The organism is Methylobacterium sp. WL116, assembly GCF_008039455.1.
In the GTDB taxonomy this organism is placed as follows: domain Bacteria; phylum Pseudomonadota; class Alphaproteobacteria; order Rhizobiales; family Beijerinckiaceae; genus Methylobacterium.
The window spans coordinates 1-10,712 of the sequence record NZ_VRUV01000112.1 but is presented as its reverse complement, the minus strand read 5'-3'; the positions used below and the strand labels follow the sequence as shown (position 1 = coordinate 10,712).

Sequence of the window (10,712 nt, the reverse complement as noted above, 5' to 3'; positions counted from 1 at the left end):
GCGCCCGGCGCCCTCGCCCAGGGGGGCTCGGCGCCCGGCGGCAAACCCGCGGGCACCCTGACCTACGGCATCTCGATGTCGGACCTGCCGCTCACCACCGGGCAGCCGGACAAGGGCGCGGGCGGCTACCAGTTCACCGGGCTGACCCTCTACGATCCGCTGATCGCCTGGGAGCTCGACGTTGCGGACCGCCCCGGCAGGATGGTGCCCGGCCTCGCGACGTCCTGGGAGAGCGACCCGGCCGACCGCAAGAACTGGACGTTCCACCTGCGCGACGGGGTGAAGTTCCACGACGGCTCGGCCTTCGATGCGGACGCGGTGATCTGGAACTTCGACAAGGTGCTCAACAAGGAGGCGCCGCACTTCGACCAGCGCCAGGCCGCCCAGGTGAGGCCGCGCCTGCCCGGCGTGGCGTCGTATCGGAAGCTCGATGCGATGACCGTGCAGGTGACGACGAAGACCGCCGACAGCCTGTTCCCCTACCAGATGCTGTGGTTCCTGATCTCGTCGCCGGCCGGGTTCGAGGCGGCCGGGCGCGACTGGTCGAAGTTCGCGTTCCAGCCTTCCGGGACCGGGCCTTACAAGATCGGCCAGCTCCAGCCCCGCGTCCGCCTCGAGCTCGTGGCGAACGAGGCCTACTGGAACCCCAAGCGCGCCCCGAAGCTCGCCAAGCTGACGCTGGCCTGCGTGCCCGAAGACCTCGCCCGCGTGAACGCGCTCCTGTCGGGCAACGTCGACCTGATCGAATTGCCCGCGCCCGACGCCGTGCCGCGTCTGAAGGCCGCCGGCATGCGGATCGTCGGCAACGACACGCCGCATGTCTGGAACTACCACCTCTCGATGGTCGAGGGCTCGCCCTGGCGCGACATCCGCCTGCGCAAGGCCGCCAACCTCGCGATCGACCGCGACGGCGTGGTGCAGCTGATGGGCGGCCTGGCCGCCCCGGCCGTCGGGCAGGTGCAGGCGTCGAGCCCGTGGTTCGGCAAGCCGACCTTCCAGATCAAGACCGACGTCGCGGCGGCCAAGACGCTCGTGGAGGAGGCCGGCTTCTCGGTGAAGAACCCGGTCAAGGCGACGATCCTGATCCCCACCGGCGGCACCGGGCAGATGCTGTCCCTGCCGATCAACGAGTTCATCCAGCAGAGCTGGGCCGAGATCGGCATCCAGGTCGAGTTCAAGACCGTCGAGCTGGAGGTCGCCTATACCGGCTGGCGCCAGGGCGCGGCCGACCCGAGCCAGAAGGGCGTCTCGGCCGGCAACATCGCCTACGTCACCTCCGATCCGTTCTACGCGATCCTGCGCTTCTACGATTCGCGCCAGATCGCCCCGAACGGCGTGAACTGGAGCCACTGGAAGAACGCCGAGGTCGATGCGCTCTGCGACAAGGTCAAGGCCAGCCTCGACCCGGCGGAGCAGGACAAGCTGCTGGCCCGCATCCACGAGATCGTGGTCGACGAGGCGGTGCAGGTCTGGGTCGTGCACGACACCAACCCGCACGCGCTCTCGCCGAAGGTGAAGGGCTACACCCAGGCCCAGCACTGGTTCCAGGACCTGACGACGCTGGCGTGATGGGGCGGCGCGGGTTTCCTTCGCTACCGGATCGCGCAGCAGATGCGTGACGGGTACTCCCTCCCCCGCAGAGGGGGGAGGGAAGAGCGTGGTCAGGGATGCGGGGTCGGCGATGCGCCGGCCCCCTGCCCCACCCCGTTAAAGCCGCTCGACCTCGGCCGTCTCGCCCGCCAGCCGCACCAGCACCTGCCGCAGCCAGCGGTGGGCCGGGTCGTCGTCGTAGGAGGCGTGCCACAGCATCGAGACCGAGACCGCGTCTAGCTCCACCGGCGCCGGGCTCACCGTCAGCCCGAGCGCGTCGGCGAAGTAGGTGGCGAGCCGCGCGTGCATCGTCGTGATCACCGGGGCGGCGCGTACCAGGAACGGCACCACCAGGAACCGCGGCGTCGTCAGCGCCAGCGTCCGCGCCCGCCCGAGCTTGGCCAGCGCGTCGTCCACGACACCGTGGGCGGTCTCGCGCAGGCTGGTGAGGATGTGCGGGAAGCGGAGGTAGTCGTCCAGGGAGATCGGCGGCGCGAGCCCGACCTGGCCGGCGTCGAACAGGCAGACGTAGGTGTCGCGGTAGAGCAGGCGCTGCTTGTGATGGGTCTGCCCCTCGAACCCGAAGCCGATGGCGAGGTCGACCCGGTCGGCGTCGAGCTCCTCCAGGATGTGCGTGCGGTCGACCGAGCGCAACAGCAGGCGGATGCCCGGCGCCTCGGCGCGCAGGTAGCCGAGTAGCCGGGGCCCGAGCAGGACCTCGGTGCTGTCCGGCAAGCTGACCGTGAAGGTCCGCTCGGTCGTGGCCGGATCGAACGCCGCCTCGCGCCGGACGATCGCCTGGATCTGCCGCAGGGCCGCGCGGACGGGCTCGGCCAGCGCCAGGGCGCGTGGCGTCGGCCGCATGCCGTCGGGGGCGCGGGTCAGCAGCTCGTCGTCGTACAGCCGGCGCAGGCGGGCGAGGCTCGAGCTCATCGCCGACTGGCCGATGCCGATGCGAGCCGCGGCGCGGGTCACGCTGCGCTCGGCCAGCATCGCGTCGAGGGCGACGAGCAGATTCAGGTCGATGCGGCTAAGATCGATGTGATCGATAGTCATCAGCGATACGATCGGTTTGATCCATGCTGCACTGCAGAACATATTCGTGACCAAGGCAAGGGCATCGGGCCCTTGGCAGCACGAAGGTCACACGATCATGTCCATCAAGACTCGCAGCCGCACCGTCGCCCTCGCGGCCATCGTCGCCCTCACCGCCGGCCTCGGCAGTGCCGGCGCAGCCGAGATCAAGCCGGCCGCGGCCGGCAGCGTCGACCTCGGGACCCTGTCCGGCGTCGCCTACTACACCGCCGAGCCGAAAGGGTATCGCGTCGTCGTCACCCTGGCGCCGCGCGCCGCAGCCCCCGCCGTCCGCTTCGAGACGGTCCTGGCCGACGACCAGAGCGTGACGCTCTCGACCCCGCGCCCGGCCGACTCGCCCGCCGAGACGATCGAGATCAGCCGCGTCGGCGACCGCATCCTGGTCCAGCCCTCCCGGACCAAGGCCGTCACGCTGGAAGCCGCGGCCGTCGACTGAGCGCTCTGGGCATGCCCGGCCGTGCCGACCCTCCCGGCCTCGCGACGAGGCCGGGAGCCGGCAGACGCCGTCAGGCCGGATCATGGAGCCGCCGACCGGACGACGCGCGCGCCACCTCCGCGCGGACATGCTCGCGGAACAGCCGGACCCGCGCCGGCAATTCGCGCCCCGCGAGGCTGACCGCCCGGAGCGTCCCGCCGCGGCTCGCCCAATCGGGCATCACCGGAACCAGCGTGCCGGCGCCCAGCGCCTTCGCGGCGACGAGGCTCGGGATGTGGCCGATGCCGACGCCGGCCAGCGTCAACCGCAGCACGGTGGCGAAATCCGTCGCCCGCACCACCGGGCGCACGTCGATCAGCGCCTCGCGCCCGAGCCGGTCCGACACCGCGATCTGCGAGGCGCCGACGCGCTCGCGCGAGAACACCACGTCGTGGTCGCAGAGCCCGGCGAGGTCGGCCGGAGCCGGCTTCCGAGCGAGATAGGCCGGGGCGGCGTAGAGGCCGATCGTCAGCTCGGCGAGGATCGGCGCCATGTAGCCGCTGTCCGGATGCGCGCCGCCGAGCCGCAGGGCGAGGTCGACGCGGTTGGCGGCGAGGTCCAGCCGGTTGTCGGTGATCAGCATTTCGATGGTGATCTGCGGGTAGCGAGCGCGGAAGCTCGCCACGAGATCGGGCAGCACCTCGACGCCGAAATCGATGGAGGCGGTGACGCGCAGGTGCCCGCGCGGTTCGGTGCGCGCGCCGCGCGCCGTCTCCAGAGCCTCGTCGAGGAGCGCAAGGCTCTCCTGGGCGCGGGCGTGGAAGACCAGCCCGTCGGCCGTCGGCGAGACCGCGCGCGAGGTTCGCGCCAGCAGCGTCACGCCGAGCACCGCCTCCAGTCGCGAGACGCGGCGGCTGACGCTGCCCTTGGTCTCGCGCACGAAGGCCGCCGCCTGGGTCACGCTGCCGAGGTCGACCACCGCGCAGAAGGCACGCACGTCGTCGAGATGCCCGGTGAAGGTTTCCAGAATCGCAACCATGCGTCTCCGGTTACCGCGCTTCCGCACCGCTGGGAAGCGGCCTATCTCGGCGCCTCCGAACGGCGCATCCCGCCGTGCCAGCGAGCCCGGAGCTCTTCGTGAAGCCCTTCAGCCCCTCCGCCCTGTCGATCGCACTCATGCTCGCCGCCGCCCCGGCGCTGGCGCAGACACCGCCGACCCGCGACCCGGCCCAGATCCAGGCCGGCGCCTACGCGGTCGATGCCGGCCACACCCAGGTCGGGTTCACCGTGTCGCACATGGGCTTCTCGAACTATTCCGGCGGGTTGTCGGAGGTTTCGGGCACTCTCGACCTTCAGCCGAAGAGCCCGGCTCAGAGCAGCCTCAAGATCACGATTCCCGTCGCGTCGGTCACCACCACCAGCACCAAGCTCACCGACGAGCTGAAGGGCGACCAGTGGCTCGACGCGACCAAGTACCCGGAGATGACCTTCGTCTCGACCAAGGTCACGCCCGAGGGCAAGGACAAGGCCAAGGTCGCCGGCAACCTGACGCTCCACGGCGTGACCAAGCCGGTAACCCTCGACGTGACCCTGGTCGGCGCCGGCGTGAACCCGCTGAGCAAGAAGTACACGGTCGGCTTCGACGCCAAGGGCACGATCAAGCGCTCGGAATTCGGCGTGAAGACCTACGTGCCGCTGATCGGCGACGAGCTGCACCTCACCATCGCCGGCGCGTTCGAGCGCACCGAATAGGCCCAAGCCGCGCACGACCGCCGGCCCCGAGATCGCGATGCCAGGAACGACCATGCCCGAGGCCGTGGCCCCTGCCCCGCTCCGGTACACCCGCGTCGCGATCGCCTTCCACTGGGCGATCGCGGCCCTGGTGCTCGCGCTCCTCGGCATCGGCCTCGCGATGACGCATGCGGACCTGGCGCCGATGCGCCGGTTCCAGCTCTACCAGTGGCACAAGTCGGTCGGCATCACCGTGCTCGTGCTGTCGCTGCTCCGGCTCGGCTGGCGCGCCTTCCACAGGCCCCCGCCCCTGCCGGCGGCGATGCCGGCCCTGGAGCGGGCCGCGGCGCATCTCGCCCACGGCGTGCTCTACGCGCTGATCATCGCGATGCCCCTGGTCGGCTGGGCGCTGGTCTCGGCCTCGCCGTTCAACATCCCGACGGTCCTGTACAGCGTCGTGCCCTGGCCGCATCTGCCGATCGTCACGGACCTCCCGAACAAGGCGGCGGTCGAGGCCGGATTGAAGCTGGTCCATGCGTCCGGCGCCTGGTTCCTGATCGCCCTTCTCGTGCTGCATGCCGGCGCCGCCCTGCGGCACCATTTCGTCCTGCGGGACGACACCCTGCGGGGGAGGCTGCCGTCGCTCGGCCCCACCCGCCGCGAGGTTTCGCCCCGATGACGTATCGCCTGCTGCTCGCCGCCGCGATCCTCGCCGCACCCGCCTGCGCCGAGGCCGCGGATTGGGCCGTCGACCCGGCCTAGAGCCGCCTCGGCTTCTCGGGGGTTCAGGTCGGCGTCCCGTTCAAGGGCCGCTTCAAGCGCTTCGAGGCCGAGATCGCCTTCGACCCGGCCGCCCCGGAGACCGGGCATGCGCTGGTGACCGTCGACCTCGCCAGCGCCGAGACCGGCGACGTCCAGCGCGACGAGTCCCTGCCGCAGGCCGACTGGTTCGCCACCAAGGCGACGCCTCAGGCCCGCTTCGAGGCGAGGCGCTTCGTGCCCAGGGGCGGCGACGCCTACGAGGCCGTCGGCAGCCTCACGATCCGCGGCATCCGCCACGACGCGACCCTGCCCTTCCGCCTCACCCTTGCCGGCGATGCCGCTCACGCCACCGGGCATCTCGATCTCGTGCGCACCGATTTCGGCGTCGGGCAGGGGCCGTGGGCGTCGGGCCAATGGGTCGCCCTCGAGGTCGGCGTCGACCTCGATCTCGTGGCGCGCCGGAAGGACGGTGCGCGCTAGGATCGCGATGCTCGAAGTGCCGGCTGCCTGCGACCTCGGCCGGCACGCTGCCGGTCGTCCTTCGCCGAGCCGGAGCCATTTCCGAGCCGACGCGGCCGAGGCCGCGCCGAACGAAGCCGAAGGCGCGAATGACCGGCGGCGCAAGGGCGCAGCCGGTCAGGATCTCGGCGCGACCGCGCTCGTCGACTAACGGCGATCACCGATCGCGAAACGTCGTCGCCCGGTCGCCCTCGAGCGGGCCCTTGGACCCCGGGACCAAGCCGCTGTCGATCAGCCAGAGGGCCAGCGCCGCGGCTGCGATCAGCGTCGCCAGCGATCCGAGCCGTCCGATATGCCGGCGCGTTACCAGCATCACCACGAGGATGCCGAGGAAGGCCAGCAGAAGCACGGTCATCAGCATGGGCCTATCCTTCGGATGGAGGTGCACTCCGGGAGCCTGCCGGGTCCGGAGACGCCCTCATGCGGAGCGGCCCTTCGACCTCATCGCGGCGGATCCGACATCTCGCGCCTCGGTGCCGGCTGCGACCTCCTCATGGCCGCGGCGCCGCGGGTGGGGTTGCCGGCGTCGTACCGGGCTGCGTCGGCGCCTGTGGGTTCGGAGGCGCCGGCGCCGGCTGCCCGGGCCCGGCCGGCGGAACACCAGGGCCGGTCTGCAATGTCTGGTCGGCCTTCGTCTGGATCTGATCGGCGGTCTGCTGGGTGATCAAGCCGTAGGACACGGCGACGGCCAGGGCGACGGCGAGGATCGCCCCGATGATCGTCTTCGCGAGCCTGCTCTGCATGAAAGCCTCCCCGGGTCCGACGCCCCTACGCAGCTTCCTTGCGCGTGACCACCAGGGCCCAGATCGTTGCCGGGATCCAGCCGATGACGGTGATGTGGAGGAGGATGCACAGGATGCCCTGGATCACCTTCCCGCGCAGGAACATTGCCAGCCACGGCGCCAGGAAGCAGATGATGATCATGACCATGGCGCGTCGCATCCCCAGACGATGTCGGCGGGTGCACGGCGTCGGCAATGCTGCCCCGCACACTCAGGCTGTTTCAGCCCGATTTGTTCCGACTCAGGCTCGCCCAAGCGGCGTGGGCGCGGTGAGAGAGCCTGTCGCAACGGTTGGCGTGCTTTGTCGTTTGACCGACCGTCGCGGATCGGCGCGGCAACATCGCGCTTCTCTTCGGGCTGCTCCTCCTGCCGCTGATCGGCACCACGGGGCTCGCCATCGATTACGGGCAGCTGCTCACCGCCCGGACCACCTGCCAGACCGCCGCCGACGCCGCCGCCCTCTATGCCAGCGGCGTCGCCAAGGCGCTGATCCAGCAATCGGACGGCAGCGCCGCTTCGGTCGCGTCCGCCAAGACCGAGGCGCAGACCCGTGCGACGGGCCTGTTCAACGCGCACGTGGCGCGGATGACCAACGTCATCGCGACGGGCGGAACCGTGACCGTCGCCAAGGTCGGCCAGCGCATCGACGCGCTGGCGACGTTCAACGTCGCGACCAGGACGTCGTTCGGCGGCATCTTCGGCGTCCGGAGCATGAATGCCTCCGGCTCCGCGAAATCCTCGGCCTCGATGCCGCTCTATACCGATCTCTACATGGCTCTGGACGTGTCGCATTCGATGGGCCTCGCCTCGACCACGGCGGGAGCCAAGAGCCTCTTCACCCTGATCAAGACGATGGAGAGGAACGCCGGCAACTCGGGCGCCACGGGCTGCGTCTTCGGCTGTCACGTCGTGCAGACCGGCAGCAGGCTGGCGAGCAGCTATCAGTCCATCGCCGGCAGCGCCGTTCCACCGATCACCCTGCGCATCGACGTCCTGCGCAATGCCGTGAACAAGACGATCTCCACGGCCCAGAGCGACGCCCTCGCCGCCGGCACCAGCAACTACCGGATCGCGCTCTACACGACGGGCCTCTCATCCGCGAACGGAACGACCTACAGCCTCAATCAGCTGGCGACGCTCAGCTCGAACTGGAACAGCCTGTCGGCCGCGGCGGCGAACATCGACCTGGGCCCGAACAACGGTGGCGGAACCGGCGACAGCTACCTCAAGGAGCCGCTGACCGATCTGCTGACTAAGATCCCGACGAGCGGCGACGGAACCAGCCAGGCGACGTCCCGCGCCTACGTCATCATCATCACCGACGGCCTGCGTGACGTGAAGGGTTCCTCCTGCACCTCCGGGCATTGCACCGCGGCGTTCGATCCGGCCGTCTGCCAGAGCTACAACAACAAGAACATCACCGTCGGGGTGATCTACACCACCTACCTGCCGATCCTGGCCGATCCGACCACGGGAAGCTCGGCGCTGGATGGCAACTATCGAAGCCTGGTCCAGCCCTACGTCTCGCAGATCGCGCCGAACCTGCAGGCCTGCTCCTCGCCGGGCTGGTATGCCGAAGCCTCCGGCGGGCCGTCCATCGATGCGGCGCTGGCGAAGATGTTCGGGCAGACGACCATGCAGCCGCAGATCACCAACTGATGCCGACGCGCGGCGCGGACGGGCGTGAAGCCTGGCGCCGCGACCCACGATGCTGCTTCGCGCCTGCGACCGCCGCGGGAACGCACCATCCGCTCATGCCGATCGGTGTCGATTATGACCAAGGGCGCCCGGCGCGCAGACCGATCGACGTGATCTTTCAAGGCTGGTCGAAGAGCTTGTTTCGGGCCCCGCATCAGCGATCGAGCGGGTCGCGGACCGTCCGCTCGCTGAGAGCGCACCCGAATTGATCGCGTCATGCGGCCGGTCGATGCGTGAGAGCGCGACGGAGGGCGAGATCCCGTTGCGAAGGCGTTGCTTCAGGCGATCGTCGATTGCGTCGAGAACGCTATCCGCATCATTGGCGATACGGCCAGCCCGGAACCCGTCATCGCCGGCGCTGGCTCACCCGCCGGGCAGGTGTTCGCGGTTCTGTACGGAATTGGCGCACCCGACACGATTCGAACGTGTGACCTTTGCCTTCGGAGGGCAACGCTCTATCCAGCTGAGCTACGGGTGCTGACCGTGCCGATTTCCTAGCCGATGCCGCTGCGCGGCGCAACGGGGCTGTCGCGGGGTCGAAGGCGGGGGGATGACGACGTGGGATCGCCGTTGCCGCGGTCCCACCGATCGGCGAGGCGTCACGGCGCACGTCGCTGTCCGCGGCGCTCGGTGCGCATCGCGCCATGGTGCTACGGGCCGGCGAAGAGGGGGATTGGGGTTCTGCGATCCGAGCGAGGCTTCGTACGCCACCCGGGCAAAGTGTTCGAGCGATACCGGTATCCTTATACTGTAGCCCAAACGGCAGGCCCGGCCAAAGACGGCACGGCCATCTTGTATCGGCCATGTTTCTGATTGTTTCTGGCGGGCATCCGCGCTGCGACGCTCAGCGTGCAACACCGTTCGAAGCGCCGGCGATGCAGACTCGTCTCGACCGACATCATCCTCCCGCCGTCACGGCCCCGACGCATTCGGGGCCGGCAGGCGGCGCCCTGGCGGCCGTGAGCATCGCGCGGCCCGGCGGGGCGCTGGCGAACCTGCAGCTTCTGCGGGCGTTCGCGGCGAGCCTCGTCCTGGTGCACCACGTCGCCGTGTATGCCCAGGCGCTGCGTGGCGCCGCACGGCCGTTCGCGACCCTCGACACCCTGATGGGCGTCTGGGGCGTGGCGATCTTCTTCGCCCTGTCGGGCTTCCTGATGGCCCGGCTCGTCACCCGCGATGCGCCGCTCGTCTTCCTCGCGCATCGGGTCAGCCGCATCTTCCCGACTTACTTCGGGGTGGTGGCGCTGTCCGCCGGCCTGTTCGCGGCGCTGGGCCTGCAGTTCGGCGGCATGTCCGTGCTCGCCCTGTCCCTCGCGCCCGGAGGCGCGCGAAGCTCGCCCCTCAACGTGGAGTGGACGCTCGCCCTGGAGCTGTCGTTCTATGTCGGCCTGTTCCTCCTGGCCTCGGCCGGGCAGGCGCGGCGCCTCGTTCCCCTCGCCGCCGGCTGGCTCGTCCTGCTGGCGGTCGCCTTTCCGCTGCTGCCGCCCGACAGCCGCAGCCTAATGCCGCCGCCGCTCTACCTGGTGCCGGTCACGGCGGCCTGTGCGCCCTTTGCGGGCGGCCTGCTGCTGCCGCGGCTGATCGCGTCGGGCTGGATGCGTCCGGCGACGGCGCTCCTCGCCCTGCCCTTCCTGGTGCTCTGCGTCTTCGTCGACACGGCGGCCGCGCGCTGGCTCGGTGGCGTTGCCGCGGTGCTGATCGTGGGCGCCGCCGTCACGGCGCCGCCCGTCCGCCGGGAGGGGCCGGTGGCGCGGGGGACGATCGCGCTGGGGGATTGGAGCTACGTGCTCTACCTCGCGCATCCGCCGGTGCTGCTGCTGGCGGGCTGGGCTTGCCCGCCGGACTGGTCGGGGCCTGCCTATGCCGGCGTCTGCCTCGCGGGCTCGCTTCTGGCCGCCGCGCTCCTCGGGCCCCTCGACGTCGCGTTCTATCGGCGCGTTCGCGGCCGGATCGACGCTGCGGGTCCGGTCGCGCTGAGGCGGGGCGTGACCGCCTTCCTCGTCGTGTTCACCGGTTGCGCCCTCTGGGGCAGCACCGAGACGGCGCGCAACGACTGGGCCGAGAGCCGGGCCCGCGATGCGGTCGCCGCCCTGCCCGCCCAGGCATGGACGTCGCGGGCC

General features: G+C 70.4%; 12 protein-coding genes, 1 tRNA gene and 1 pseudogene. 8 read left to right on the top strand and 6 right to left on the bottom strand.

Annotated elements, in window-relative coordinates; genetic code table 11:
* Positions 1-1,569 (top strand): ABC transporter substrate-binding protein (locus FV223_RS11060; protein ID WP_147727089.1); only part of this gene is annotated, 1,569 nt, incomplete at its 5' end.
* Positions 1,570-1,707: 138 nt separating this feature from the next.
* On the opposite strand, the gene FV223_RS11055 is transcribed toward FV223_RS11060, so the two are convergent.
* The gene (locus tag FV223_RS11055) at positions 1,708-2,646 is read right to left on the bottom strand and encodes a LysR family transcriptional regulator (protein ID WP_147727088.1); all 939 of its coding nucleotides are present in this window, start codon (positions 2,644-2,646) and stop codon (positions 1,708-1,710) included.
* A 97-nt stretch (positions 2,647-2,743) separates the two neighbouring features.
* On the opposite strand from FV223_RS11055, the gene FV223_RS11050 reads away from it, so the two are divergent.
* Positions 2,744-3,121, top strand: a complete 378-nt coding sequence (locus FV223_RS11050; RefSeq protein ID WP_147727087.1) for a hypothetical protein — start codon at positions 2,744-2,746, stop codon at positions 3,119-3,121.
* A gap of 70 nt (positions 3,122-3,191) precedes the next feature.
* Here the strand turns inward: FV223_RS11050 and FV223_RS11045 are convergent, their stop codons facing one another.
* Entirely contained in the window at positions 3,192-4,139 is a 948-nt protein-coding gene (locus FV223_RS11045) for a LysR family transcriptional regulator (RefSeq protein WP_147727086.1), read from the bottom strand.
* 137 nt (positions 4,140-4,276) lie between these two features.
* On the opposite strand from FV223_RS11045, the gene FV223_RS11040 reads away from it, so the two are divergent.
* From FV223_RS11040 to FV223_RS11025, 4 genes and pseudogenes are all read left to right on the top strand, one after another.
* Complete coding sequence (locus FV223_RS11040) at positions 4,277-4,852, top strand: YceI family protein (RefSeq protein ID WP_147727092.1); 576 nt, start codon at positions 4,277-4,279, stop codon at positions 4,850-4,852.
* Positions 4,853-4,904: 52 nt separating this feature from the next.
* Positions 4,905-5,510, top strand: coding sequence for a cytochrome b (locus FV223_RS11035; protein ID WP_147727085.1), 606 nt, complete (start codon positions 4,905-4,907; stop codon positions 5,508-5,510).
* Positions 5,511-5,608: 98 nt separating this feature from the next.
* Positions 5,609-6,073 (top strand): annotated as a pseudogene (locus FV223_RS11030) (YceI family protein); the annotation flags it as partial.
* Positions 6,074-6,080: 7 nt separating this feature from the next.
* Complete coding sequence (locus FV223_RS11025; protein WP_147727084.1) at positions 6,081-6,263, top strand: hypothetical protein; 183 nt, start codon at positions 6,081-6,083, stop codon at positions 6,261-6,263.
* Between the two features lie 6 nt (positions 6,264-6,269).
* Here FV223_RS11025 and FV223_RS11020 read toward each other — a convergent pair whose 3' ends face one another.
* From FV223_RS11020 to FV223_RS11010, 3 genes are all read right to left on the bottom strand, one after another.
* A complete protein-coding gene (locus FV223_RS11020; protein WP_147727083.1) occupies positions 6,270-6,473 on the bottom strand; it encodes a hypothetical protein in 204 nt (67 codons plus the stop codon).
* Between the two features lie 130 nt (positions 6,474-6,603).
* The gene (locus tag FV223_RS11015; RefSeq protein ID WP_147727082.1) at positions 6,604-6,855 is read right to left on the bottom strand and encodes a hypothetical protein; all 252 of its coding nucleotides are present in this window, start codon (positions 6,853-6,855) and stop codon (positions 6,604-6,606) included.
* A 25-nt stretch (positions 6,856-6,880) separates the two neighbouring features.
* Entirely contained in the window at positions 6,881-7,042 is a 162-nt protein-coding gene (locus tag FV223_RS11010) for a YqaE/Pmp3 family membrane protein (RefSeq protein ID WP_187274833.1), read from the bottom strand.
* Positions 7,043-7,479: 437 nt separating this feature from the next.
* Here FV223_RS11010 and FV223_RS11005 point away from each other — a divergent pair, with 437 nt between their 5' ends.
* A complete protein-coding gene (locus FV223_RS11005) occupies positions 7,480-8,553 on the top strand; it encodes a hypothetical protein (protein WP_246686536.1) in 1,074 nt (357 codons plus the stop codon).
* A 440-nt stretch (positions 8,554-8,993) separates the two neighbouring features.
* Here FV223_RS11005 and FV223_RS11000 read toward each other — a convergent pair.
* A tRNA-Arg gene (locus FV223_RS11000) sits at positions 8,994-9,070 on the bottom strand.
* Between the two features lie 481 nt (positions 9,071-9,551).
* On the opposite strand from FV223_RS11000, the gene FV223_RS10995 reads away from it, so the two are divergent.
* Positions 9,552-10,712: acyltransferase (locus tag FV223_RS10995; protein ID WP_246689664.1), on the top strand; the 1,161-nt coding region annotated here is incomplete at its 3' end.